General features: G+C 34.9%; 21 protein-coding genes and 2 tRNA genes. 4 read left to right on the forward strand and 19 right to left on the reverse strand.

What is annotated here, in order from left to right; translation table 11 throughout:
• Positions 1–167: 167 nt before the first annotated feature.
• Positions 168–944: a thioredoxin domain-containing protein gene (locus ACRBBL_RS01320; RefSeq protein WP_431367226.1), complete on the forward strand. Its 777-nt coding sequence runs from the start codon at positions 168–170 to the stop codon at positions 942–944.
• A gap of 93 nt (positions 945–1,037) precedes the next feature.
• On the opposite strand, the gene ACRBBL_RS01325 is transcribed toward ACRBBL_RS01320, so the two are convergent.
• The 8 genes from ACRBBL_RS01325 to porU form a co-directional block, all read right to left on the reverse strand.
• Positions 1,038–1,706 (reverse strand): YceI family protein, encoded by a 669-nt coding sequence (locus tag ACRBBL_RS01325; RefSeq protein WP_431367227.1) that lies wholly within the window; start codon positions 1,704–1,706, stop codon positions 1,038–1,040.
• A gap of 100 nt (positions 1,707–1,806) precedes the next feature.
• Positions 1,807–2,487 (reverse strand): SDR family NAD(P)-dependent oxidoreductase, encoded by a 681-nt coding sequence (locus ACRBBL_RS01330; RefSeq protein WP_431367228.1) that lies wholly within the window; start codon positions 2,485–2,487, stop codon positions 1,807–1,809.
• Between the two features lie 83 nt (positions 2,488–2,570).
• Positions 2,571–3,518 carry a M28 family metallopeptidase gene (locus tag ACRBBL_RS01335; RefSeq protein ID WP_431367229.1) on the reverse strand — a complete coding sequence of 316 codons (948 nt, stop codon included), beginning with the start codon at positions 3,516–3,518 and terminating at the stop codon, positions 2,571–2,573.
• Between the two features lie 79 nt (positions 3,519–3,597).
• Positions 3,598–5,232: a pyruvate dehydrogenase complex dihydrolipoamide acetyltransferase gene (locus ACRBBL_RS01340; protein ID WP_431367230.1), complete on the reverse strand. Its 1,635-nt coding sequence runs from the start codon at positions 5,230–5,232 to the stop codon at positions 3,598–3,600.
• 6 nt (positions 5,233–5,238) lie between these two features.
• Positions 5,239–6,237: a pyruvate dehydrogenase (acetyl-transferring) E1 component subunit alpha gene (gene pdhA / locus ACRBBL_RS01345; protein ID WP_431367231.1), complete on the reverse strand. Its 999-nt coding sequence runs from the start codon at positions 6,235–6,237 to the stop codon at positions 5,239–5,241.
• A 257-nt stretch (positions 6,238–6,494) separates the two neighbouring features.
• Positions 6,495–6,977 carry a cytidine deaminase gene (cdd, locus tag ACRBBL_RS01350; RefSeq protein WP_431367232.1) on the reverse strand — a complete coding sequence of 161 codons (483 nt, stop codon included), beginning with the start codon at positions 6,975–6,977 and terminating at the stop codon, positions 6,495–6,497.
• A 319-nt stretch (positions 6,978–7,296) separates the two neighbouring features.
• The gene (gene porV, locus ACRBBL_RS01355; RefSeq protein ID WP_431367233.1) at positions 7,297–8,538 is read right to left on the reverse strand and encodes a type IX secretion system outer membrane channel protein PorV; all 1,242 of its coding nucleotides are present in this window, start codon (positions 8,536–8,538) and stop codon (positions 7,297–7,299) included.
• Positions 8,539–8,569: 31 nt separating this feature from the next.
• Positions 8,570–12,442 carry a type IX secretion system sortase PorU gene (gene porU / locus ACRBBL_RS01360; RefSeq protein ID WP_431367234.1) on the reverse strand — a complete coding sequence of 1,291 codons (3,873 nt, stop codon included), beginning with the start codon at positions 12,440–12,442 and terminating at the stop codon, positions 8,570–8,572.
• A gap of 226 nt (positions 12,443–12,668) precedes the next feature.
• Between porU and gldJ the strand changes: the two genes are divergently transcribed.
• Positions 12,669–14,345: a gliding motility lipoprotein GldJ gene (gene gldJ / locus ACRBBL_RS01365; protein WP_431367235.1), complete on the forward strand. Its 1,677-nt coding sequence runs from the start codon at positions 12,669–12,671 to the stop codon at positions 14,343–14,345.
• An 86-nt stretch (positions 14,346–14,431) separates the two neighbouring features.
• A complete protein-coding gene (locus ACRBBL_RS01370) occupies positions 14,432–15,703 on the forward strand; it encodes a UDP-N-acetylmuramoyl-tripeptide--D-alanyl-D-alanine ligase (RefSeq protein ID WP_431367236.1) in 1,272 nt (423 codons plus the stop codon).
• A gap of 36 nt (positions 15,704–15,739) precedes the next feature.
• Here the strand turns inward: ACRBBL_RS01370 and ACRBBL_RS01375 are convergent.
• From ACRBBL_RS01375 to ACRBBL_RS01420, 10 genes are all read right to left on the reverse strand, one after another.
• Positions 15,740–15,814 (reverse strand) — tRNA-Val (locus tag ACRBBL_RS01375).
• A 28-nt stretch (positions 15,815–15,842) separates the two neighbouring features.
• Positions 15,843–15,917, reverse strand: a tRNA-Val gene (locus ACRBBL_RS01380).
• A 67-nt stretch (positions 15,918–15,984) separates the two neighbouring features.
• The gene (locus tag ACRBBL_RS01385; RefSeq protein WP_431367271.1) at positions 15,985–17,205 is read right to left on the reverse strand and encodes a bifunctional folylpolyglutamate synthase/dihydrofolate synthase; all 1,221 of its coding nucleotides are present in this window, start codon (positions 17,203–17,205) and stop codon (positions 15,985–15,987) included.
• 8 nt (positions 17,206–17,213) lie between these two features.
• Positions 17,214–18,104, reverse strand: a complete 891-nt coding sequence (locus ACRBBL_RS01390; protein WP_431367237.1) for an energy transducer TonB — start codon at positions 18,102–18,104, stop codon at positions 17,214–17,216.
• 6 nt (positions 18,105–18,110) lie between these two features.
• The gene (locus ACRBBL_RS01395) at positions 18,111–18,494 is read right to left on the reverse strand and encodes an ExbD/TolR family protein (RefSeq protein ID WP_431367238.1); all 384 of its coding nucleotides are present in this window, start codon (positions 18,492–18,494) and stop codon (positions 18,111–18,113) included.
• Positions 18,494–18,880: an ExbD/TolR family protein gene (locus ACRBBL_RS01400; protein ID WP_431367239.1), complete on the reverse strand. Its 387-nt coding sequence runs from the start codon at positions 18,878–18,880 to the stop codon at positions 18,494–18,496. Before ACRBBL_RS01400 ends, ACRBBL_RS01395 begins: the two co-directional genes overlap by 1 nt.
• Before the next feature lie 9 nt (positions 18,881–18,889).
• Positions 18,890–19,576 carry a MotA/TolQ/ExbB proton channel family protein gene (locus ACRBBL_RS01405; protein ID WP_431367240.1) on the reverse strand — a complete coding sequence of 229 codons (687 nt, stop codon included), beginning with the start codon at positions 19,574–19,576 and terminating at the stop codon, positions 18,890–18,892.
• Between the two features lie 64 nt (positions 19,577–19,640).
• Positions 19,641–21,068, reverse strand: a complete 1,428-nt coding sequence (gene nhaD, locus ACRBBL_RS01410; RefSeq protein WP_431367241.1) for a sodium:proton antiporter NhaD — start codon at positions 21,066–21,068, stop codon at positions 19,641–19,643.
• A gap of 23 nt (positions 21,069–21,091) precedes the next feature.
• A complete protein-coding gene (locus tag ACRBBL_RS01415; RefSeq protein ID WP_431367242.1) occupies positions 21,092–22,318 on the reverse strand; it encodes a Glu/Leu/Phe/Val dehydrogenase dimerization domain-containing protein in 1,227 nt (408 codons plus the stop codon).
• Between the two features lie 100 nt (positions 22,319–22,418).
• Positions 22,419–23,483, reverse strand: a complete 1,065-nt coding sequence (locus tag ACRBBL_RS01420) for an anhydro-N-acetylmuramic acid kinase (RefSeq protein WP_431367243.1) — start codon at positions 23,481–23,483, stop codon at positions 22,419–22,421.
• Positions 23,484–23,656: 173 nt separating this feature from the next.
• On the opposite strand from ACRBBL_RS01420, the gene ACRBBL_RS01425 reads away from it, so the two are divergent.
• The gene (locus ACRBBL_RS01425) at positions 23,657–24,799 is read left to right on the forward strand and encodes an acyl-CoA dehydrogenase (protein WP_431367244.1); all 1,143 of its coding nucleotides are present in this window, start codon (positions 23,657–23,659) and stop codon (positions 24,797–24,799) included.
• Between the two features lie 69 nt (positions 24,800–24,868).
• Here the strand turns inward: ACRBBL_RS01425 and ACRBBL_RS01430 are convergent, their stop codons facing one another.
• Positions 24,869–25,666, reverse strand: coding sequence for a hypothetical protein (locus ACRBBL_RS01430; protein WP_431367245.1), 798 nt, complete (start codon positions 25,664–25,666; stop codon positions 24,869–24,871).
• Positions 25,667–25,783 lie beyond the last annotated feature (117 nt).

Genomic DNA, 25,783 nt, shown 5'->3' on the forward strand with positions numbered 1-25,783 from the left:
AAAACCGTAGAAATACTTGTTTTATTTCTTGGATAAATTACTACAAATATTTGAGAATACAGCATTTATCATTCAACTAAGAACAAGAGAATTACATCTAAATAGTCCTTGATTATTTTTTGGCACGATTTTTTTTATATATTTTTAAACAAATTAAATTTACTATTATGAAAAAAGTATTGCTTTTTCTGATGCTTTGTGTTGCAATTCCCTCCTTTGCGCAAACTGAGTTGACAGACGAGAACGCTGAATCTAAGTTACTCGTTAATAATGATCGATTGATCGTTTTAGATTTTTACGCAACTTGGTGTGGACCTTGTAAACGTATGGACCCAATTTTAAAAGAGTTGAATGCAAAGTATAAGGATCGCGTTGACTTTTACAAAATAGATGTTGACAAGAGTCAGGTTGACGATGCTTTAGGAATTTCTGCGATGCCAACGTATTTGTTTATTTATAACAGCTCAAATTTAGAACAGATTGAAGGCGCTATGAGTAAAACAAAAATGGAAAATTTGGTTAAGAAACACATGAGTGGAGATTCTGAAACAGAAATAGAAGAAACTGTTATTGAGTCTACAGAAACTGATGATGATAGTTTTTATGATGCAAGCGCTAAACATGGTGATTCTGACGAATTTAGTCAAGCTACTTTAGATAAGATTTGGAATTCTTCTACACGATTGAATTCATTGGCTTGGCATACTTATAAAGAACATGACGATATTGGTTCGTTATTAAAAGCAATTAAAATTGTGGAGCGTTCTATTGAATTGGAAGCTACGTATTATAATGTAGATACACATGCAGCTTTGTTATACAAAACAGGAAACTATACAAAAGCTTTAAAGACTGCTAAAAAAGCGGTTGATATTGCAAAACGAGAAGGTTTAAGTTATGGTTCTACAACCGAATTGATTGAAAACATTATTGATAAGATGTAGGTCTTATCATTTTTAGATATAAAAAAAAGGAAGCCAATTGGCTTCCTTTTTTGTTTTAGAAATCATTTATATTGTTTAGTGTTATATAAAAATTTATTGTCCCGCTTCTAAAACTGTAAATACTGTTTGATAAGTTGGAACATCAAATTTCATGTTTATATACAGTAATTTTGTTGGAACACTATCTGATTTTCCACTTACGATTTTATCATAGTCAATTCCCCAATCAAATAGGTTTACTTGACCACTTAACACAAGCGAACTCGCCATGGCATCTTTTGAATCTCTAATACCAGTCACAAAAAACTTCACATCTTTTTCGATTCCTTTGATGGACATTTTACCATTTACTTGATACCAATCCAATCCCATCGTATATACATTCGTAGATTTGAAGGTGATTTTTTCATTATGCTCTCCAACAAATAATCCAGGCTTTCTTATTGTTGCCGTTAATTCTTCTGCTCTGCAAACGTTAAATGTATTTGGATCTACTTCAAAAGAAATCTGCATATCTTCCAAAGGATTTCCCTGATCACTACGTGAAACAATATCTAATTTTAAATCATTTACAATACCTGCAAACGGCGTACTACAATGTCCGTGTGTTACAAATAGATTTATGGTCTGATTTTCTTTGCTTTCTACTGTTTGAAGATTTTCTTTTTGTTCAGTATTTGATTCGCTTTTAGTATATCCACTAGCCACTAGTATGATTGCTACTACGATTAATGGTAAAACAATATTCTTGATTTTTTTCATGAGTTCATTTTTTACATTTCCACGAATATAGAACGAGCTGCCTATTAAATATGTAAATCAAATGTAAAAAAAGTGTCAAAAAAGGTATTTACAAATAGAATTACGGCGTCGAACTCGAAACTTGCAATATTTTTCCGTTATAGAATTTGTTTCCGTTGAGTGAAAAATCGTAAATGTATTCTGCCATTTCCAAGGCTGTTAAAGGCGCTTTATATCCTGGGAAAGCTTCTGCCAGCATTTCTGTTTGAACTGCGCCTAGAGCCAACACATTGAACGCAATTCCTGTTTCTTTGTGTTCTTCCGCTAATAATTCTACCAAGGTAATTACAGCACCTTTTGAAGAACTATACGCTGCCAATCCAGGGAATTTCATACTTCCTTGAATTCCACCCATAGAACTGATAGTTACAACATGACTTCCAGAAACCATGTGTGGCAATAATACACGACTCAATTCTGCTACACCGAATACATTGACTTTGTAAATCCATTCGAAATCCTCCATGGTTGTTTCGGCAAATGGTTTATTAAGTAACGAACCTGCATTGTGAATTACTACATCTACTTGTTCCCAGTTTTCTTTGACAAAATCTGTGACTCTACCATAATCTTCTGGTTTGCATAAATCGAATGCAAATGAGGTAATATTGTCATAGGTAAGATTCGAAATTGGTTTTTCATTTCTTGATAATGCTAATACATTGTATCCTGCGTTTGCGAATAAGTGTACCAGTTCAAAACCAATTCCTCTACTTGTTCCTGTAATGATGACGTTTTTCATAATGAATTTCACTTAGCTTTCTGTCATGCTGAATCAAGTTCAGCATGATGCAACTATTACTTTTTAAATTTCAACTTAAAGAATTACTTTGACGGTTTTAATTTGATTTCTTTACTATCAGCATTTACCGCTTTTTTTACTGCAGGAATAAACGTGTTTACAAAAGCTGCCATATGATCGAAATTCATTTTATCTGATGAATCTCCTACTTTGTGATAATGATCAAAATTGGTAAAATCAAATGTACAGAATGTTTGACTTGGCACATTAAATTCTTTAAAGAATGGATAGTTATCAGATCTATAGAATAATTGGTATTCTTTTGCTTTAGGGAAGAAACCTACGATTTTTTTCCCTGCATATTCGTTCATCTTTTCTGCTAAATTTGATCTTTCATATCCACTAGCGTACGCTACATAGTCTTTATCGATCAATGGTACACCAACCATTTCAAAATTCAACATTAAATATAAATTTAAGTTTTCCTTTTTTAGAGTTTCTGCTAAATACTTTGAACCTAATAGTCCTTTTTCTTCCGCAGAGAATAATGTGAATAAGATGCTTCTTTTGTTGCTTTTTGTTTTTGCAAAGTATTTCGCCATTGTCAATACTGTTCCTACACCAGCTGCATTATCATTAGCTCCATTGGCAATTTTGTCATCTCCTACAGGTTCTGCAAATCCAATGTGATCGTAATGTGCACCAATGATTACAAATTCATTTTTTAAGTCTGGATCAGTTCCTTCTAGATATCCAACTACATTGAATGCATTTTTTCCTTTTACTGTAAAGCTATCACGATATGTATCAAAGTATGGTTTTACACCTAAATCTTTAAAGTAGTTTTCAATATAACTTGCTGCTTTTTCAATTCCTTCACTTCCTGTGTCTCTTCCTTCCAATTCATCAGAAGCTAAATAGGTTACAATGTCATCTACTTCTTGCGCTTTAATAACAATTTCTTTTGTTCCACAAGAGATGATTGATAATGACACAAGACAGATTCCTAATATGTTTTTTAAGTGTTTCATGATTGCTGTTTTTTTTTTGATTGGTGATTGATTTAAACAAAAAATCCCACTTGCGTGGGATTTTTTATGTGATATATTGTTATGCTAACATCGTCACAGGATTTTCTACATACTGTTTTACTGTTTGTAAAAATTGTGCTCCTGTTGCGCCATCTACTGTTCTGTGATCGCACGCTAGTGTTACTTTCATTGTATTTCCTACTACAATTTCTCCGTTTTTCACTACTGGTTTTTGTACAATAGTTCCGACCGATAAAATTGCTGAGTTTGGCTGATTGATGATCGAAGTGAATTCTAAGATTCCAAACATTCCTAAGTTAGAAATGGTGAATGTACTTCCGTCCATTTCTGCTGGAGAAATCTTTTTGTTTCTTGCTTTCCCTGCCAATTCACGAACTTTACCACCAATGGTTGTTAGACTCATTTGGTCAGCAAATTTCAATACTGGCACTAACAATCCTTCGTCAACTGCTACTGCAACTCCAACGTGAATGTGTTTGTGATAGATTGTGGATGCATCACTCCAAGTTGTATTTACTTGCGGATGCTTACGTAATGCCATTGCACAGGCTTTTACAATCATATCGTTAAATGATACTTTAATATCTGGAATTGCATTAATTGTTTTTCTAGAAGCAATTGCGTTGTCCATGTCCAATTCTACCGTAAGGTAATAATGTGGCGCGGCAAATTTAGATTCACCTAAGCGACGTGCAATTGTTTTACGCATTTGCGAGTTTTTCACTTCTTCGCTACTTTCTTCTCCTGCTGGCACAAATGGTGTCACTGTAACAGTTTCTTTTGCTGCTGGAGCAGAACTTGCTGGTGTTGCCACTGGAGCTGCTACCGCTGCAGGAGTAAAGTTTTCTACGTCACGTTTTACAATACGTCCGTGATCTCCACTTCCTTGTACTTGCGATAAATCAATTCCTTTGTCTGCTGCTATTTTCTTAGCCAATGGCGAAGCGATGATTCTACCATTTGAAGAAACGTTTCCAGAAGCTTTTGGAGCTTCCGCTTTTACTTCTGCTGGCGCTGTTGTAGTTTCTTTTGGAGCTTCTGCTGATGAATCGTTTCCCGAAGTTGCTGCTTTTAATACAGTATCGACATCAGTTCCTTTTTCTCCAATTACAGCTAATATACTATCTACTGGTGCAGTTTCTCCTTCTTTGACTCCTATATATAAAAGTGTTCCTTCATTGAAAGATTCAAACTCCATCGTAGCTTTATCAGTTTCGATTTCAGCAAGAATATCTCCTTCTTCTACATTGTCACCAACTTGTTTTAACCAAGAAGCAACTGTTCCTTCTTCCATCGTATCACTTAATCGTGGCATTGTTACTACAATTGCTCCTGCTGGCATTGCTACTTTTTCAGTCGCTACTTCTTTTGTTTCTGCTGGTTTTTCTTCAACAACTTCAGCTGTAGCTGTTGTTCCTGATCCTGCTCCTTTTAATAAAGCATCCACATCTTCCCCTTTTTCACCAATAATGGCTAACAAAGTGTCTACTGGTGCAGTTTCTCCTTCTTGAACACCTATATAAAGTAATGTTCCTTCATGGAAAGACTCAAATTCCATTGTTGCTTTGTCAGTTTCAATCTCTGCGAGAATGTCACCTTCTTCAACTTTATCACCTACTTTCTTTAACCATGACGCTACAACACCTTCTTCCATAGTGTCACTTAGTCTTGGCATGTTTATAATTTCAGCCATGTTTTATTATAGTTTATGAGGTAAAAATGGATAATCTTTTTGTTCGTACACTGCATCGTACATTAAGCTTTTCTCTGGATATGGAGATTCTTCAGCGAATTTTTCACATTCTTTTACTAAATCTTTCACACGTTTATCCATTGCTGAGATATCATCTTCAGTAGCGAATTCCTTTTCTAGTAATACTTCCTTTACTTGCGTAATAGGATCTATTTTTTTGTATTCTGCTACTTCGTCTTTTGTTCTGTAGTGTTGTGCATCAGACATTGAATGTCCTCTGTAACGGTAGGTTTTCATTTCTAAAAATGTTGGTCCGTCACCGCGTCTTGCTCTTTCTACAGCTTCGTGTACAGCTTCTGCTACTTTTACAGGATTCATTCCGTCTACTGGTCCACAAGGCATTTCATATCCTAAACCAAGTTTCCAGATATCTGTATGATTTGCTGTTCTTTCTACAGAAGTTCCCATAGCATATCCGTTGTTTTCACAAATGAATACTACTGGAAGTTTCCAGTTCATTGCCATGTTGAATGTTTCGTGTAACGATCCTTGACGAACGGCTCCATCTCCCATATAACATAAGGTTACAGCTCCTCTTTTAAAGTATTTATCAGCAAATGCCAATCCTGCACCTAATGGAATTTGTCCACCAACAATTCCGTGTCCACCATAAAACCCTTTGTCTGGCGCAAAAATATGCATAGAACCTCCAAGACCTTGTGATGTTCCTGTAGCTTTTCCATACAATTCTGCCATCACTTTTTTTGGATCAACGCCCATTCCTATTGGTTGAACGTGATTCCTATATGCTGTAATCATTTTATCTTTTGATAAATCCATTGCATGCAAAGATCCTGCTAATACAGCTTCTTGACCATTGTATAAGTGAAGAAATCCACGTACTTTTTGCTGAATGTATACAGCGGCAAGCTTGTCCTCAAATTTTCTCCAAAATAACATATCCTCGTACCATTTGAGGTATACTTCTTTAGTGATTTTTTCCATTTATTTCAAATTGGTTGGCTTTGTGATTTTCGTGAATCGCAAATCCGTTTTTTAGGGTTTACTAAATTCTTGTTGTTTGTTTGATATACAAGTAACAAAAATACTATTTTAATGATAAGTGAAAAAATGTAGCGACAAATTATCGCATTTTTAACACGATTTATTCTTTCGAAAACGTTATCGAAAAGTATAAAGTTATCTACAAGATTCGCTTTAGACTTAAATCTTTAACATTTTAACTAATTTCTTCACGTTTTTTATAAATACGATTTATCAAAAATCAACGGCAATAGGTCTTTTAATGAATTGGATTTCATTATTTTTCCTTCTCCGCCCATAAAGTAGATTTCAATAGCTTCATCTTGTCGCATTTCGTATTCTGCAATCGCTTGCCTACATGCTCCACATGGTGGAATCGGTGTTTTGTTAATGTGATTATCAGAAGTAGCCGAAATAGCAATTTGCTGTATTTTCACATTTGGATATTCCGCCCCAGCGTGATAAATAGCCACACGTTCTGCACATAAGCCAGATGGATATGCTGCATTTTCTTGGTTGCTTCCAGAAACAACTACTCCATTTTCTAGTTGTAACGCAGCGCCTACTCTAAATTTTGAGTATGGTGCATATGCTTTTTTACGGGCTTCAACCGCATGTTCCATTAATTTTTGAATGTGTTGAGGAAGCTCCTCTATGTTGTCATAACACGTAAGTGTTGTTGTTATTTTTATTTCCTGCATGAATCATGTGCTATTTTGATTTTGGTACTGTCAAAAAAGCCTAGAAAGATAGTGATTTTTTGTGGATTTTTGAACAGTGCCCTAGGTATTAGATATTGGGTCTAAGGTATTTTAGGTATTCGTTTATACTAAACCTATCGAAGTATGGATTTGTTTTACTGTTTTGATTTAAAATTCACCCTTATAAACATCTGACTGTTAAGTCTTTTTATCAACATGAATTAAAAATTTTCGCTAACAGATATATTTAAAAACCTTCTAAAAACAAAAAACCTTTCAAGCGACTTGAAAGGTTTTTGTAATTTGTATGTAGTGAGTTTTATAACTCGTCGTATGTTTCTCCTAAGTTGAATGTTAGCGAAAAACGCAATGTATTTTCTAATGGATTTCTAACTTTTGAAGCAGAGAATAAGTATGATACATCAATTTTTACTGCACTGTATTTGAATCCAGCTCCAAGTGTAATGAACTTCCTAGCTCCTTTTATTTCACTTTCGTTGAAGTATCCTGCACGTAATGCAAATGAATCTTGATACCAGTATTCAGCTCCTAAAGCATAGGTAAATTCTTTTAATTCTTCACTAAAACCATCTGGTGCATCACCAAAAGATTGAAAGATACCTGAAACAAAACTTACATCATCACTTTGACCACCAACAATGATTGTTGGTTCATTTTCGTTTACATCTGGTGTAGATAAATCGTCTGTATCTTGGTTTCCATCATCGTCTAAATCTACGAATCCGAGTTTTGGTGGCGTTGGTACTAATAGTTTGTTTACTTCAACACTTACAGCTAATTTGTTGTATTCGTCAAAGATAAAATCAAATCCACCTCCAAGTTTTAATTGTGTAGGCAAGAAGTTTTCTTGTCCTAATTCGTCATATTTTAATTTTGGCCCTAGGTTTGAAATGTTAAATCCAGCTCTCCAACGTCCATTAAAACTGTCATAGGCAACTTCTTCCGATTGATAGTAACCAGCAATATCTACTGCGAATGTACTCGCTGCATTTGCTTCTACATCTGGTTGCGATTGTAGTTTTAAGTCTGATCGCAAGAAACGACCTGTTACCGACATTGCAAACTGATCACTTAAACGTAACGCATACGAAGCGTCAATTGCCAATTCGTTTGGTCTTTCAATTAATGGTGTAAAGTTTCCAATATCAGCTTGTTGCTGCGTAATGATTTCAATTTCACCTAAACTAAAGTATTTAATACTTGCAGACCATGCGCTTCTTTCACTAAGTCTGTTGTAAAATGTTAAGTTTCCAAGAAATATATCATTTACTAAATCACTTAAATATGGTGTATAACTGATTCCTACTCCAATTTGTTCTTTTGCAAAAGCATATTTCGCTGGGTTCCATTGTTGTGAATACGTATCGGGAGATGTTGCAACTCCTAGTTCTCCCATTCCACCTGCTCTAGCATCTGGTGTAATAAGTAAAAAAGGTACTCCTGTTGTAATTACTCTTGTATCATTTGGATTTACTACCGTAGTTTGTGCTAACATTCCCAATGGGATTAAACACAATATGGATAAAAATATGTTCTTCATTCAGTTAAATTTTAACAAATATAGTTTTTATTTATAGTATTACAAGTTTTTCAAATTTTTCAACTTTCTGATTAGTTAACGGAGATTTTACAGTAATCTTGTATACGTAGACTCCTTTTGCCAATTTATCTCCAAAATCATCTTTACCATCCCAGACAATATCTCTTGATAAAGAACTGAAATCCTTACTACTAGCTCCTGCGTTTGTTTTTCCTACTAATGTACGTACTACTTTTCCAGAAATTGTAAAAACTTGGATCATTATATCAAGTTCGCTTGAACTGTTATGATTGAACCAAAATTCTGTGTAACTAACAAAAGGGTTTGGATAATTTAATACATTATTAATAGTCAACGAATTATTTTCATTGAAAACTGTGAATTGTATTTCTGTAGTAGAAGAGTTATTGTATACATCCCATGCCTTTAGCGATAATGTATGTGTACCATCTTCTATGTCACGCAATGGGAATTTTACAATTCCACGTGTATAATCATTTAATTCGGTTTCGTAATAATCATTTAGAATAATTGGATTTACTTCATCACCATCTAGCACAGCAACAATATCATGACCAATTCCACTTGCTGTATTGATTCCGTTTGCATCGGAGAGTTTAGCTAGTAAGAATGGAGATTCGTTTGTAATTCCTCCAGAAACAAAACTTTCATCATTTAAGAATAAATTTATAACTGGCGCATCATTATCTATTGGTGCATCTTCATTAAGTTCTCCTACTTTGAAGTTTTCATTATACCCTGTATTATCTTCCAACACACCTTCTTTTTCTGCATAGAAGCTGATACGTCCGTTCCCTACAGGAATAGTAATATCACGCGGCACTACAAATTCGAATTCAAATTCTCCATCAACAACTGCTGCTTTTCCACGAAATATTATTTCTCCTAGCGTTTCAAAGTCCAAGACAAAAGGAATGTCATTCGCTAAAGTTTGACGTTGAATTTTTTTGTCATATATAGTTGAAAATACAGTTCCGTTGTAGGTATCCATCAAGTTTCCAGAATCATCAGTAATGTTTCCTGCCATTTTTACTCTACTTAACGCTTTTAGCGTATCTGTTGGCTGTGTAATTGGTACATCATTGATCGCTGTAAGATTTACTCTTGGTTGCGGAATGGCAAGTTTCATTGCTGGATCTCCAATAAAGAAAACCGTTCTTTTGTTAGTTGTTGTAACTAAGTTTTTTGTTTGACGTAATGCTTCCGACACAGGTTCATATACATTAGAACCATATGAGAATAGATATCTAGCCAATAGTTCGTTGATACTTACACCAACGTTTTGGAATATTTGTCTTGTCGTTGTTAATAACGAAACTGCTCCTCCTTTTTCATTCCAAAACATAAATTCTCCTGCGGTTTCACGTAGCGGATTGTCGAAACGCGTATATTCACAAGTAATTGTTATAAATAATGGTAGGCGACAATCATTTGCCAATTCTTGCGAGTCTCCTTTTTCAAATATTCGTTCTCCCGCTAAACCATCTTCACCTCCGTGTCCAAAATAATTTACTACTAAAGAACCTAAAGCAATATTATCTTTGATGGCTTCATTTACTTCCGGATAACGCTCTCCAGCCGCAGATGATTCTTGCACATAAGCATCTGAATGTATTTTTGATATGTTGATGAATGGCTTTTCGGTAGAAATTACATCTCCAAGCGCATCTAAATCGACTTCTAATTCTCTATCTGAGTTATTTTCTGCATCATCGGAAACAATTGTTACGGTATTTCTCCATCTACCAAATGCTTCTTTACTATAATATACTAAGGTTTTATCGACAATCTTTTTAGCTTGATTTGCATCTAGAAGTAACATTCTTCCTAAAGCGATATCTAAACGATCTGTTACTGCCATTGTTCCTTCGTCATCGTCCATCATTCCGTAGAAATCATCTGTCATAAAACCACTCGTTAAATTAAAGCTGTCATACGCTTGAAACACAGGAACAATGTTTGTATTTCCTTGAATTCGATCTTTATAATCATACGAAGCATCACCAAAGAAACATACATACTTTATACGGTTTTCTGGCACACTTGCATTGTCGTATACATACTTTAAGAAGTTACGAATAGCACCAATATCAGGGTTTCCTGTATTGAATTCGTTGTAAATACTTTTTAATGTCACTACTTCGGCGACCATTCCTGAGTTTCCTCTGTGGAAATCTGCAATACGTTCCGCTTGTGCCGCAAGATTTTCAGGAGATATTATAATATATTCTATGTCTCCGTTTGCAAAAATAGAGCCTTTTAAGTCTTGATTAGGAACCAAACTGTTTGGTTCAATTGTTGGAATTAAAAATCGTGATGAATCTCCTGCAATATATTGCCTTACTTCACCCATTGCTGCTTTAAAAGAGAATGTACCAGAAGAAGTTGTATTGGTCACTTTTGTAACATTCCAGATATCTGTGATATCCCAAACTTCGTATATTTTTGAAGCGTTTGAAACGACAAATTCTCCAATTCCTATAATATTTCTTGCGTCATTATATTTAAAAGTGAATTGATCGTCAACTCCCATAAGTGTTCGCTTAGATTCAACCGAAATATAATCTAAGTATGCTATAGAACCTGCAATTCCGTTATTTTCATAATTTAATGTAATACTTAAATCACCTGAACTAAGGTTTACTTCATCTTCGATAAGTCCATTTCGATTTGAATTAACCCCAGAAACATTGTGCTCTGTCGCTAATCGAGTATCATTAATTTGAGGAAACATAAAATTGAAAGCAGGTTGTCCATCAACATTTTCGGCAGGTTGCCCATTAATAATGGTATTCATATTTGTAACACCATTAGATATTGCTGCTGGTTTTATACCAATACGTACAGGTTCGGTAGTTACTAAATTTGGCAATGTAAAATTAAACGTTTGCTCAGATTCAATATTAAATATCTCACCAAACCATCTTCTTCCCAGTTTTACAATATTTACAACATCTACTTCATGAAATTGATAATCGTCATACTCAGTAATTGTTACATCTGGAGTTGCTGTTGGTTGCACAGCTTCAGGAATTCGTTTTCCATCTTCACCATCTACTGTAATGAAATAATAAGTTTTATCTGTATATGCATTGATGTGCGTTTGACTGTCTGAATTGAATTTACTTGGTCCTTCAGCATAAAACAAAACATAATCATTTGCATTAAACTCTCCATCTTCCTCACCAAAAACAGTAATTGCATTTTCAGCAACATCGTAATGTTCATTTGCAGAATTTAGATGTGGAATCATTCTTCCACCATTTCCATAAATTTTTATTTTTCTTGGATTGATGTTTCCAGTATTTAAACCTAATTGATTTAAAAAGTCAGCACTCAACCTATAAATCCCTGTTTCTTCTACCGAAAATTTATAAAAATTCCCGCTAGACAAAACTGAACTTGTAATGGTCGTATTGTTTTTTCCTATGGATCGAGATCTGTTAGCTAAGAAATTGTAACTAATGTCAAAGCTGAGTACTTTTTTAACAATTCCGTTCTCATTAATTAAAGGAGATACTATTAATATGTGTGCATTTTTCCCTCTAGCTCCAGAATTTACAATTCTTGCTTGGATTGAATTTGGCAGTTTTTGTTTATCAATTGCGCCAAGGTTTTGATTAGAAATCGCCCCATAGGTAACATTTTGAAGCTGCATTGAATTTTTATTCACATAGCGATCATCATCCCATTGGGCAATAAAACTAATGGTACCATTATCATTAACAACAAAATAATCTTCGTTGAATGTTGGCAGTTTTACAGATGAATTTTCTTTTAAAAATTCTTTTGGTGTGTCACTCCATGTCAGGTCAAAATGTTTATTTTGAGCATGAACACTTATAAAAAGGAGGCCTATTAGAAAAGTTAGAGTTTTTTTCATTGCATATTTAACGATAAATACACTGAAATATTATTCAATGTTTTAGCTAATTTTTTAAAAAAACAAAATTAAGAATAATAAATCACAACTGTACCCGTTATATGAAAACTATTGATATTTATAATTGAGGCAAACTGTCATATTAATTTTTGAAATAAATCTTGATAATTTACCTTTAATTACTATATTGCAAACCTAAATTTCTTTCAATACTCAAGTCTTGACTATGAAAAAGCGAACATTCAAAATTACGCTACTTGTCGCAGTAGTTTCACTAGGATTTTTTAGCTGTAAAAGATCTTCATCAAATAACACATCAAAAGCCACAGGATGGCGCATTGATGGAAAAGATGGAGGATTCACAGCCAACACTAAATATAAAGATCAGGAAACAGCCCCTGGATTGGTATTTGTAGAAGGTGGTACTTTTACAATGGGAAAAACTCAGGATGATCCTATGCACGATTGGAATAACACTCCAAACCAACAACACGTGCAGTCTTTTTATATGGATGAAACAGAAGTTACCAATTTAATGTACACAGAGTACTTATATTGGACAAAAACTGTTTTCCCACCAGAAAATGAAAATTACAGAAACATTTATACTGGAGCTTTACCAGATACATTAGTATGGAGAAATCGTTTAGGTTTTAACGAAACGATGACTACCAACTATTTAAGACACCCTGGATATGCAGAATATCCTGTAGTTGGTGTAAACTGGGTCCAAGCAGTACAATTCTGCCAGTGGAGAACTGACAGAGTTAACGAAGCTGTTTTAGAGCGTGAAGGTTATATTGCTAAAGGTGCAAAATCTGTTGACAGTTTAAGCCCTGAAGCTACTTTCAGTACTGAAGCATACTTAACAGATCCTAAGAAAACCTACGGAGGAAAAATCGACGAGTATAAAGGAAGAATTGCTGATAAAGCAAATAAGAAATCAAAAGATTCTACTGATACAGACACGAATGTGTATGCTAAAAGAACTTCTGGTGTTATCTTACCTGAGTATCGTTTACCAACAGAAGCTGAGTGGGAATATGCTGCTAAAGGCTTAGATGGTTTAAGAGAGTACAATAATGTACGTGGTAGAAAAAAATACCCATGGAAAGGTGAATTCACAAGAAGTGGAAACAGAAAAAGACGTGGAGATCAGTTAGCTAACTTTAAGAACTCTAAGGGTGATTATGGCGGAATTGCAGGTTGGTCTGATGATGGTGCTGATATTACTGCACGTGTAAAATCTTATCCTCCAAATGACTTTGGATTATACGATATGGCAGGAAATGTTGCAGAATGGGTTTCTGATGTATATCGTCCAATCGTAGATGATGAAGCAAGTGACTTTAACTACTACCGTGGAAATGTATACACGAAAAACAAAATTAATCAAGAAGGAAAAGCTGAAATTGTAACTACTAGCACAATGACTATGGACACAATGGCAACTGGAAGAATTATTCCAAGAAACCTTCCTGGTCAATTAGCGCAAGTTGAAATTGATGAGAATGAAACATATTTAAGACCTAACTTTGATAAGTCTGACAACAGAAACTATCGTGATGGTGATGTATCTTCTTCTAGATATTTTGATTTATACAACGAAGACGAAGATGGAGAATCTGATGCAAAACGTATGTATAACGCACCTAAGCACACAGTAGGAAAAGATTCAACTGGATTATTAAGACAATATGACAAGTCTAACTCTAGAACAACTTTAATTGATGACAACGTAAGAGTTTACAAAGGTGGCTCATGGAAAGATAGAGCTTACTGGATTGATCCTGCACAAAGAAGAGCCTTCCCTGAATATATGGCAACTTCGTACATCGGATTTAGATGTGCAATGTCTAGAGTTGGTTCAAAAGCACAAGGAAGAAAGAGTCCAAGAAAATAAAAATATACACACTTTTATGTGCACGAATATAAAAGCCCTGACCTATCAGGGCTTTTTTTCGTTTTAACTTTATTTAATTAAACACAATGATTGAAGAATTATATTCCATATTTAAAAAGTATCCCACTGTATCAACAGATTCTAGAAACATTCCTTCTAACTGTATTTTCTTTGCTCTTAAAGGAGAAAATTTTAATGGAAATAAGTATGCAAAAGACGCTTTAGAAAAAGGTGCTACGTATGCTGTTATTGATGAAGAAGAATATCAATCATCAGAACATACAATACTCGTTAAAAATGTATTAGAAACACTTCAAAAGCTTGCTAATTACCATCGCAAACAACTAAACATTCCCATTGTTGGACTTACAGGTAGTAACGGAAAAACAACTACAAAAGAATTGATCAATGCCGTGATTTCTAAGAAATTTAAAACCACAGCAACTAAAGGAAACCTAAATAATCACATTGGCGTACCACTTACACTACTTTCAATGAATTCTGAGACTGAAATCGGGATCGTAGAAATGGGCGCAAATCATCAGCAAGAAATCGCTTTTTTAAGCAACATCGCCGAACCAGATTTTGGATATATCACAAATTTTGGGAAAGCACACCTAGAAGGTTTTGGCAGCGTAGAAGGTGTCATTAAAGGAAAAAGTGAACTTTACGATTATTTAAAAGCTAATGATAAACTTATTTTTGTTAATGGCGAAGATTCAAAACAAGTAGAAAGAACTAAAAATGCACAACGTTTCACTTTCGGAAGCTCAGCAGAACACGCTTTAACCATTCATTTTCAAAGTGCAGATCCAATGGTAAAGGCTATTGTAAACACTACCGAAATTCAAAGTCAACTAATTGGTGCGTATAATTTTTCAAACATTGCAGCAGCCGTTGCTATTGGCACTTATTTTAATGTTGATCTAATCAAAATCAAGGAAGCTATTGAGACATATATCCCTTCTAACAACCGATCGCAGATTATACATAAAAATGGCAATAAAATTATTTTAGACGCATACAACGCAAATCCGACAAGTATGAAAGCTGCTCTTGACAACTTTTCAAACTTAACTGACAACTCAAAGATTGCTTTTTTAGGTGACATGTTTGAACTTGGGAAAAGTGCTGCAGCAGAGCATCAATTTATTAATGAATATGCAGGTTCTTTAAATATCAATCACATATACTTGATAGGAGAAAACTTCGGAATTACTAAAAGCAAACATTCCAATATAAGCATCCATAACACATATGAATCTTTAAAAGAGCATTTTTCAAAAATAGAAAACAGCACTTTACTAATTAAAGGTTCTCGCGGAATGGCTTTGGAACGGATTCTAGATTTGTTATAAATAAAAAAAAGCTTCTTTTAAAAGAAGCTTTTTTTGTGGGTAATACTGGATTCGAACCAGTGACCCTCTGCTTGTAAGGCAGATGCTCTGAACCAGCTGAGCTAATCACCCGTACTATAATTTCAATAAGTTTATTTTGTGGGTAATACTGGATTCGAACCAGTGACCCCCTGCTTGTAAGGCAGGTGCTCTGAACCAACTGAGCTAATCACCCTTATTGCGTATTGCGGATGCAAATATAGAATACATTTTATATCTAGCAAAATTTAAACATAAAAATTTTAAAGTATTTCAGCTACCACAAATGTACTTCCTCCAATGTAAATGACATCGGTGTTTGCAGCTTTGTCTTTAGCTTCCGCATAGGCTTCTGAAACTGAATCGTATACATTTCCCACGAGATCATACGCTGCTGCTTTTCTTTGTAGTTCGCTTGTATGTAGCGCTCGATTTATTTTTGGACTACAGAAATAATAATTTGCCTGTTTAGGGAATAACGAAAAGATTTGATCCAAATTTTTATCATTTACAACTCCAAAAACAATGTGCAATTGCTCAAATTGTTCTTTTTGTAATTGCTGCATCACTAGTTGCAAACCCTCTTTGTTGTGTGCCGTATCACAGATTGTTTTCGGTGCTTGATGTATGATTTGCCATCTTCCTTGTAAATTTGTATTTGAAACCACTTTCAACAATCCGTTTTCAATGTGTTTATCTTCTATTTGAAAGCTTTTCAATAGCTGAACAGCTTGTACTGCCGATTTGTAATTTTTCTGCTGGTAATCACCTAAAAGATCTGTTTTGTATTTTTTTGAGATTGTTCTTTCGGCCAAATATAATTCTGCATTCGCATCAGCAGCCTTTTTAACAAATACAGGAAAAGTTTCTTTGTGATATTCACTAATAACCACAGGAACTTTTTCTTTTATGATTCCCGCCTTTTCAGCAGCGATTTTTGACAATGTATCGCCTAAGAACTTCACATGATCCAATCCGATATTTGTAATCACACTTATTTCTGGCGTGATAATATTTGTAGAATCTAAACGACCACCTAAACCGACTTCTATGATTGCTATATCAACTTTTTGTTGAGCGAAGTAATCAAACGCCATTCCTACAGTTAATTCGAAAAAAGAGAGTTGTTCCGCTTCCACAAAAGTTTGATGTTTTTTTACAAACTCAATTGTTGCTTCCGAAGTAATCATTTCGCCATTAATACGAATGCGTTCTCTAAAATCTTTTAAATGTGGTGATGTATACAAGCCAACTTTATAGCCAGCTTCTTGAAGTATAGAAGCAATCATGTGACTAGTAGAACCTTTTCCGTTCGTTCCAGCCACATGAATACTTTTAAATTTTCCTTGAGGATTTTTTAAGTGTTCAGCAAACTTGGTAATTTTCGTTACATCCCAAGTTCCTGTATTTTTTGAAGCACCAACTTTTTGATAAGAAGCTTCGTATTGTGCTTCTAACCATTGCATTGCTTTTTTGTTTGTAATTAGCACTATTATTGACCAAGTCTAAACTTCACTACAATAAAACCAACTTGATTTGATGGTGCCTTAGAATCTGCATTCCATTTATATGTTTTTGCAGTTTTGATAGCTGCTTCAATCAAGCAAGTTTCAGTACTTGTAGAACCTTTCGGAGAATATTCAGTAGACACAACTTGCCCACTTCTATTCACTTTTATAGCAATTACAATAGTACCAGCTTTGTTACACTCTTGAACAACTTTACTACTTGCAAGTTTACTTCTTCCATTCAAACCATAACCACCTGCTCCTCCATCTCCAGAACCTGGCGCACCGTAGTAACTAGCTGCATATGGATCTCCTCTTGGATCACCTTTATTTCCATCTCCATCACCTGGACCTTCTCCTTCTCCTTCATCATTTCCAGTTCCACCTTCACTATTTAGACCTTCTGTCATGGCGTCAAAGTCAGCTTTTTTCTTAGCTTCTTCAGCTTTCTTTTTTGCTTCTGCGTCAGCCTTGGCTTTAGCTATACGATCTGCCTCAGCTTTGGCTTTAGCTTCTTCGTCTGCCTTACGCTTTTTTTCTTCTGCCGCTTTTTTTATTGCGATTGCTTCTTCCGAATCTTGCGTTACCACTTCTTCAGAAGCTGATGTATCTGGCTGCACCTCTTCTACAGGTTCTGTTTCTTCTGGCTGCACTTCTTCTACTTTCTTAGGAGCCGCTACGGGTTTTGGATTCTTTTTAGTTTCTACATTTCCTTTTCCCACATCAGTCGTTCCGAAGTTTACAGCGATTCCACTTTCTTCAGGTGGATTCATGTATTTCATTCCAAATACAAACATTAACAGCAATAATATAATCATCAATACCGTTGTAATGGTAACTGATTTTCGTTTGTGTTCTGTATTGAATATCGACATAATACTTTATTTTAATACTGCTTTAAGAATGAGCTTATACTTATTTTTTGTTGCAATCTCCATAATACTTGCCACCTTTTCTAGAGAAACGTTCTTTTGAACTTCTAGCTCCATGACTGGATTTGCACAACCTTCAAACTGTACTTTTAATGTTTCTTCAAGTTGATTGATATCAATTTTCGTTCCATCAAGGAAAATATCTAAATTTTCTTCAACTCGAATTTTTATATTTTTTTCACCTTTCTCTTGTCGAACCTCAGCATTAGTTGCTTCTTGCGATAGGTTTTCTAAGTAATTCGCGAAATACGCTAAACCAACTAGAAAGATTACACCTGCAATAAAAACGAAGGGTAAATTAAACTTCTTATTCCTCGTTTCAAGCAAACTCATTATTGCGGTCGAACAGCTAAAATGATTTTATATTTATTTTTATTAGCTATGTCCATAATATTCACAGCTTTTTCGATAGGCACACCTTCTTCAGCTCTTAATATAATGGTTGGCTCTTTTTGCCCTCTCAACTTTGCTTTTAGTTTTGCTTCTAATTGTCCTTCTCTTACTCTATCAGAATCTATATATACTTGTAAATTCTTCTTGATACTCACCGCTACATTTTGCGTATTAGTGGATTTCCCTTTTGCTTTTGGTAAGAGTAAATCAAGAGCATTTGGCGAATTCGATGTTAACATAAAAAACACCAATAACAAGAATACAATGTCTGTCATAGACGACATGCTAAATTCTGGACTTACTTTATTTCTACCTCTTAACTTCATAGAATTGCGTTATACAGGTTCGTTTAATAAATCTAAGAAATCTACAGCATTTGCTTCCATTTGATGCACAACCTTGTCCGTTTTCACAACCAAGTGATTGTATCCAATATACGCAATAATTCCCACAATTAAACCTGCAACTGTTGTTGTCATCGCAGTATAAATACCTCCTGCAAGTGACCCCATTTCGGCTTGACCGCCACTTGTTGCCATTTCGCGGAAAGCGATAATCATACCGATTACCGTTCCTAAGAATCCAATCATTGGTCCTGCACCCGCTACTGTTGCTAGAATACTTACATTCTTTTCGAGTTTATACACTTCTAATGTACCTGCGTTCTCAATGGCTTTATTAATATCTTCTAAAGGTTTTCCTATTCGGGAGATTCCTTTTTCGGTTAATCGTGCTACAGGAGAATCTGTCTGCGCACACAACATTTTTGCTGCGTCTAGTTTTCCTGCAGAGATATTATCACGAATTTGATTCATGAAGTTTTTATCAATTTTAGAAGCTGCTTTGATTGCAAATGTTCGCTCAAAATAAATATATAATGCAACTGCGAGCATTAGCAACAAAATACCTATAATAACGATACTTCCAATTCCTCCATCGACAATCAATTGTATAATTGAAAATGTTTCTTCTTGAGGTTCCGTATTTTCAACAGGTGGCGTTGCGGTTTGAAATAATAACATAGTTGTTTTTTGATTTAGACTATAATAACGGTGATTTTTTTAATTAAGTATACTATCTATATACTTAGAATAAGGTTCGCATGATCATGAAAGCTGCCGAACCGACAATGAATCCGATAAAAGCTAACCATGATATTTTTTTGAAATACCAGAAGAAATCTATTTTTTCCATTCCCATTGCTACAACTCCTGCTGCCGATCCGATGATTAACATACTTCCTCCTGTTCCTGCTGCAAAGGCGATAAAGTGCCATAATTCATGATCTAACGGCTCTGTAAACATTCCTAAACTCGCTGCAACCAATGGTACATTATCAATTACCGCCGAACCTACTCCGAGTGCCATAACTACCAAGTCAGAAACTCCACCAGCATGCATTTCCGTTCCTAATTGTGGTGTTGCATCTTTTAACCAATCTGCAAAACCAAATAGCAATCCTAAAGATTCTAATGCCGCTACCGCCATTAATATTCCTAAGAAGAATAAGATACTTGGCAATTCAATTTTTGATAGAGAATGATGTACAGGACTATGATGTACAGATCCAGCTTCGGAATCATGACCTTCATTTGCTCCAATAGCTGCCATTGTAAATTTTGAATTACTGTATATTTCAGCAAAAATACCAACTACCGAAAGTGATAACATCATTCCAACATACGGTGGCAAGTGTGTTACAACTTTAAAAATAGGTACAAAAATAATTGCAGATAATCCTAAGTATAACATTGTAGGTCCAAATCGATGTTGTTTGTTACTTTCTACTCCTTCTTCTTCATCTGGCAAGTTTCCTTGAAATGGTTTTAAGAATGAAGCAATAAATGTTGGAACTACCATACACAATAACGATGGTACAAATAAATATCCAAACAGTTTCCCTGTAGATACTTTATCTCCAATCCATAACATGGTTGTGGTAACGTCTCCAATTGGTGACCAAGCTCCACCTGCGTTTGCCGCAATGATGATTAAACCTGCATACCAAATACGAATGTTTCTATCTGAAATGATTTTTTGTAGAATAGAAATCAGTACAATTGTTGCAGTAAGGTTATCAATAATAGCAGATAAGATAAATGCTAAGAATCCAAAAATCCAAAGAACACGTTTTTTGCTTCGTGTTTTAATGAAACTTTTTATGGTTGCAAACCCATTGAAATAGTCAATAATTTCAACAATGGTCATCGCACCAAGTAAGAACACCAGTATTTCTGCGGTTTTCCCTAGATGATGCAGTAAAGTTCCCTCCATCCAATGCATCTTACTATCTTCACCGTGAGGTGCATTAACAGGTAAATCTTTAAATCCATCAACTAAGTCATGTGCTCCTGAGTCAAACCAATTTTGAAAATCTTCGATTCCGAAAGCGATAAATGCCCAACAAATTGCCATCATGGCTAATGCGGGAATAAGTTTATCTATTTTTAAGTTATGTTCTAAGGTTATGGCTAAATATCCTAAGACAAATACGGCTATTATTGCTGATTCCATTTCTATTTTTTATACGTTGATGGTTAAACTAATTCTTTTAATGCTATTTCAAAAGCAGTTTTGCTAACGTCTACTTTTGAAGCATTCCGTTTGAATGTATTTTGTAATGCTTTTTTTATGATTTTAGAAGTGTCTTCAAAAATGGCTTCATCTGTCATTTGAACTCTACGTTCCATGAAGTATGCAAATACTCTTGCCATTCCACAGTTTGAGATAAAATCTGGAATTAAGCTTACTTTTTGATCAGTATGTTCCATGATTGGTCCAAAGAAAATTTCTTTGTCTGCAAACGGTACATTTGCTCCACAGGTAATAACTTCCAAACCTGTATCAATCATTTTATCAATTTGTTCTTGAGTAATTAATCTTGATGCTGCACATGGAGCAAAGATTTCAGTTGGTAATTCCCAAATGCGTTGATTTATTTCTTCAAAAGGAATCATTTTATCTGCTACAAGTGTGTTTCCGTCTTTATTCAAGAAAAACTCTTTGATTTCTTCATGCGAAAACCCTTCTTCATTGATGACTCCGCCAACTCTATCGATGATTCCTACTATTTTTGCGCCCATTTGTGATAAATAGTACGCTGCAGCTGCTCCAACATTTCCAAAACCTTGTACAATAGCTCTTTTTCCTTTAATAGATCCGCCATAGATATCATAAAAATGACGTGCTGCTTCGGCTACTCCGAAACCTGTAATCATGTCTGCTACTGTGTATTTGCGAGAAACATCTGGAGAGAATACTGGACTTTCAATTACTTTGATAACTCCCAAACGTAATTGTCCAATTCTGTTGATTTTATCAGACTCCGTTGGTTTAAAATGTCCATTAAAAACTCCTTCTTGCGGATGCCAAACTCCACTATCTTCCGTGATTGGGATTACTTCGTGAATTTCATCAACGTTCAAATCGCCACCAGTTCCGTAGTAACTTTTTAACAAAGGTGCTACCGCTTTGTACCAACGTTTTAATACACCATTTTTTCTCGGATCTTGTGGGTCAAAGTTAATTCCGGATTTTGCACCTCCAATTGCTGGACCAGAAACCGTGAATTTTACTTCCATCGTTTTTGCTAACGAAAGCACTTCATTCATGTCTAATCCTTTACGCATACGCGTTCCACCTCCAGCAGCACCACCACGAAGTGAATTGATAACTGTCCAACCTTCTGCATCAGTTTCAGGGTCTTTCCAATTAAAAATAATTTCAGGTGCTTTGTTTTCGTATATTTTAAGTAATTCTTTCAATTATATGTATTTAGTGTGATGTAGTTTCTATTCAAGCAAATATAAAAATTGTTCGCTTCTTTAAAGCATACATTCGAGACAATTTAACATCCAGTTCATCCTATCCGAAATTATATACTTTTCCAGAGCTATGATCTTTGATTGCTCCTGTAACACTTTTCAGACAATTTACCTCATCGCGCAAGCGTAAAACACCCAAAAAACCAAATATTAATGCTTCTTTGTACTCTATGAGTTCATCAACTGGTTTCACCAAATTTAACTCTTTATAATATTTAATTCGTTCTAATAAATAATCGTTGTATGCGCCTCCGCCAGTAACTAATACTTTGGATCTAATTTTAAAATTACGCGCTAACTGCATAGCAACATGCTCAGTAAATGTTCGCAAGAGGTCTATTTCTTTTCTTTTGAATGCTTCTAATCGTGGAAATATTTCTTTTTGAACCCATTCTAATCCTAATGACTTTGGCGGAAGTTGTTTGTAATATGATAAATTATCTAATTCTGAACCTAAACTCAATAGATATTCACCTGATCTAGCAAGTTTTCCTTTGTCATCATAGTCAAAACCTAATTGTTTTGCATATTTATTTAGGACTATATTGACAGGACAGATATCGTATGCCACTCGTTTTCCTTCTTTGTGATAGGAAATATTCGCGAAGCCACCCAAATTTAAACAATAATCATATTCAGAAAACAACAATTCATCTCCAATAGGCACTAACGGCGCACCTTGTCCGCCAAGTGCTACATCTTGTACTCTAAAGTCACAAACCACTGTTTTTACATGGTTTTGCAATAGAATTCCTAATCCTGGTAAATTTCCAATTTGATACGTAATTCCTTTTTCTGGCTGATGTAAAATGGTATGACCATGTGAACATACTGCATCTAAATCCTTAATATTATGTTTTTCTATAAATGTTCGAATCTTTATAGCTAAAAAACCTGTATAAACAGTATCAAATTGTTTGAGTTCTTCTGCGTCATAATGAATCGCTTCTCGCAATTGTTCTTCTAAAGTCCCATCATACGGAATCGTTTCCGCCACGAGAATTTCAAATTTCCAGTGTGTAGTTTTTTCGAAATGTATATAGGCTAAATCAATTCCATCGAGTGAAGTTCCCGACATGACGCCAATCACTTTATACTGACTCATATTGTAAATGTATTTAAAATTTGTTGTTTTAAATTCACTTTTAAGCAAGATTCATAATTATCTCCTATATAAATTAAGAATTCCTAAAAATAAGCGCTTATTATTGAAAATCTGCTATTTTAAAGCTATCTTTGTGCGACTTTTTTAAAAATTTATTAATACAATATATAGTTATGGATTTTAATCTTACAGAAGAACACATCATGATTCGTGATGCAGCGAGAGATTTTGCAAGAACTGAATTACTTCCTGGAGTTATTGAGCGTGACAATAAACAAGAGTTTCCAAATGAGTTAGTTCGTAAAATGGGCGAATTAGGTTTTATGGGAATTATGGTAGATCCGAAATATGGAGGAAGTGGAATGGACACAATTTCGTATGTGTTGATCATGGAAGAATTGTCTAAAATTGACGCATCTGCCTCTGTAATTGTATCTGTAAACAACTCATTAGTATGTTACGGTTTAGAAGCGTATGGAACTGAAGAGCAAAAACAAAAATATTTAACAAAGTTAGCTACAGGTGAAAATGTAGGTGCTTTTTGTTTGAGTGAACCCGAAGCTGGAAGTGATGCAACTTCACAAAGAACAACTGCAATTGACAAAGGAGATCATTATGTAATTAACGGTACTAAAAACTGGATTACAAGTGGTGGACGTGCAGATGTATATTTGGTAATTGCACAAACTGATAGAGATAAAGGACATAGAGGAATTAACGCGTTTATCGTTGAAAGAGGAACGCCAGGTTTTGATATAGGACCAAAAGAAGACAAGTTAGGAATCCGCGGAAGCGACACACACACGTTACAGTTTAATGATGTACAAGTGCCAAAAGAGAACCGAATTGGTGAAGATGGTTTTGGATTTAAGTTTGCAATGAAAACACTTTCTGGTGGACGTATCGGAATTGCATCTCAAGCCTTAGGAATTGCTTCTGGAGCGTATGAATTGGCATTAAAATATTCGAAAGAACGCAAAGCGTTTGGAACTGAAATTTGCAATCACCAAGCAATTGCTTTTAAATTAGCTGACATGTACACAGATATTACTGCTGCACGTCATTTAGTAATGCAGGCAGCTTGTAAAAAAGATGCAAAAGAGAATTATGATATGGAAAGCGCTATGGCGAAATTGTTTGCTTCTAAGGTAGCAATGGAACATACTGTGGAAGCTGTTCAAATTCATGGTGGAAATGGTTTCGTAAAAGAATATCATGTAGAACGTTTAATGCGCGATGCTAAGATTACACAGATTTACGAAGGAACTTCTGAGATTCAAAAAATTGTAATTTCAAGAGGAGTTATTAGAGGATAAATTCAAAAATAGTATTTCATAAAAAAACGCGTTGGAAAAATTCAACGCGTTTTTTTATAAAGTATATTTCTAAAATCGATAATCAATACCAGCTCCAAGCGCATTGATACTTACACTTCCTAATTTGTAATGATTGTACCCTCCGTGAATTGAGAAACGTTTTAAATGATAGCGCGCGTGTAGTTTTAACTCATCTACAGAAGAATCATTAATCAAGCTCTGTTTCCACAAAGCACTTATACTTATTGGCTGATCCAAATAAACATCTACACCAACTTGGTATGCGAATCCTGTTTCGTCTACGCCGTTTCCAATATGTGATGCACCAACTCCCCAAAAAGCTGTAACACGTTGATCACGAACTCGGTAATAATTAATCATAAAAGAACTTACACCCAATTCATTTTTAGGTTCTTGTTCAAAAAAATGCAGATGATTCACTTCCACTCCAACCAAAGGAACAAAGCGGTAATTTAGCTTGATATCATTGCCATAGAATTCTTTCCCGCTCGCGAAAGTTGTATTCGAAATAATTAATTGACCACGCTTCAATGGCACATTTTCGTCTGGAAAAGCATATTCACCATGCGAACCATCAGAATAAGGATATTCGTAAAAATAACGTGACTGCATTTCTCCAAATAAGATTCCGACAGTAACATGATAAGCTATTTCAACAAAAAAGCCACACAAAAAACAGCCTCCATCATCTCCGTCATCGTCATCATTGCTCCACGAACTTGATGAACTGCTACTTGAGCTACTTCCCGAAAGATCTTCTTTGGCCCGATTGAGCTTTCCTTGCGCATTACTAAAATTGTAGGTAAAACAAATTAGTAAGAATGTTAATGTAATTTTTGACTTCATAAAATTGGTTTTTAACGTTGCCAAACTTCATCAAGAAAAGTGCCAATATAAAATCAAGCTAAAAATATTTCATAGTAACACACATTTGCTAGTTTAAATTAACGAATATGTGTTACT

This window comes from Kordia sp. (assembly GCF_050633145.1).
Taxonomy (GTDB): domain Bacteria; phylum Bacteroidota; class Bacteroidia; order Flavobacteriales; family Flavobacteriaceae; genus Kordia.

What these genes read in the sequence shown, in the direction of transcription:
- ACRBBL_RS01320 (WP_431367226.1), top strand. Translation starts at nt 168, where the DNA reads ATGAAAAAAGTATTGCTTTTTCTGATGCTTTGTGTTGCAATTCCCTCC.
- ACRBBL_RS01325 (WP_431367227.1), bottom strand. Translation starts at nt 1,706, where the DNA reads ATGAAAAAAATCAAGAATATTGTTTTACCATTAATCGTAGTAGCAATC.
- ACRBBL_RS01330 (WP_431367228.1), bottom strand. Translation starts at nt 2,487, where the DNA reads ATGAAAAACGTCATCATTACAGGAACAAGTAGAGGAATTGGTTTTGAA.
- ACRBBL_RS01335 (WP_431367229.1), bottom strand. Translation starts at nt 3,518, where the DNA reads ATGAAACACTTAAAAAACATATTAGGAATCTGTCTTGTGTCATTATCA.
- ACRBBL_RS01340 (WP_431367230.1), bottom strand. Translation starts at nt 5,232, where the DNA reads ATGGCTGAAATTATAAACATGCCAAGACTAAGTGACACTATGGAAGAA.
- pdhA (WP_431367231.1), bottom strand. Translation starts at nt 6,237, where the DNA reads ATGGAAAAAATCACTAAAGAAGTATACCTCAAATGGTACGAGGATATG.
- cdd (WP_431367232.1), bottom strand. Translation starts at nt 6,977, where the DNA reads ATGCAGGAAATAAAAATAACAACAACACTTACGTGTTATGACAACATA.
- porV (WP_431367233.1), bottom strand. Translation starts at nt 8,538, where the DNA reads ATGAAGAACATATTTTTATCCATATTGTGTTTAATCCCATTGGGAATG.
- porU (WP_431367234.1), bottom strand. Translation starts at nt 12,442, where the DNA reads ATGAAAAAAACTCTAACTTTTCTAATAGGCCTCCTTTTTATAAGTGTT.
- gldJ (WP_431367235.1), top strand. Translation starts at nt 12,669, where the DNA reads ATGAAAAAGCGAACATTCAAAATTACGCTACTTGTCGCAGTAGTTTCA.
- ACRBBL_RS01370 (WP_431367236.1), top strand. Translation starts at nt 14,432, where the DNA reads ATGATTGAAGAATTATATTCCATATTTAAAAAGTATCCCACTGTATCA.
- ACRBBL_RS01390 (WP_431367237.1), bottom strand. Translation starts at nt 18,104, where the DNA reads ATGTCGATATTCAATACAGAACACAAACGAAAATCAGTTACCATTACA.
- ACRBBL_RS01395 (WP_431367238.1), bottom strand. Translation starts at nt 18,494, where the DNA reads ATGAGTTTGCTTGAAACGAGGAATAAGAAGTTTAATTTACCCTTCGTT.
- ACRBBL_RS01400 (WP_431367239.1), bottom strand. Translation starts at nt 18,880, where the DNA reads ATGAAGTTAAGAGGTAGAAATAAAGTAAGTCCAGAATTTAGCATGTCG.
- ACRBBL_RS01405 (WP_431367240.1), bottom strand. Translation starts at nt 19,576, where the DNA reads ATGTTATTATTTCAAACCGCAACGCCACCTGTTGAAAATACGGAACCT.
- nhaD (WP_431367241.1), bottom strand. Translation starts at nt 21,068, where the DNA reads ATGGAATCAGCAATAATAGCCGTATTTGTCTTAGGATATTTAGCCATA.
- ACRBBL_RS01420 (WP_431367243.1), bottom strand. Translation starts at nt 23,483, where the DNA reads ATGAGTCAGTATAAAGTGATTGGCGTCATGTCGGGAACTTCACTCGAT.
- ACRBBL_RS01425 (WP_431367244.1), top strand. Translation starts at nt 23,657, where the DNA reads ATGGATTTTAATCTTACAGAAGAACACATCATGATTCGTGATGCAGCG.
- ACRBBL_RS01430 (WP_431367245.1), bottom strand. Translation starts at nt 25,666, where the DNA reads ATGAAGTCAAAAATTACATTAACATTCTTACTAATTTGTTTTACCTAC.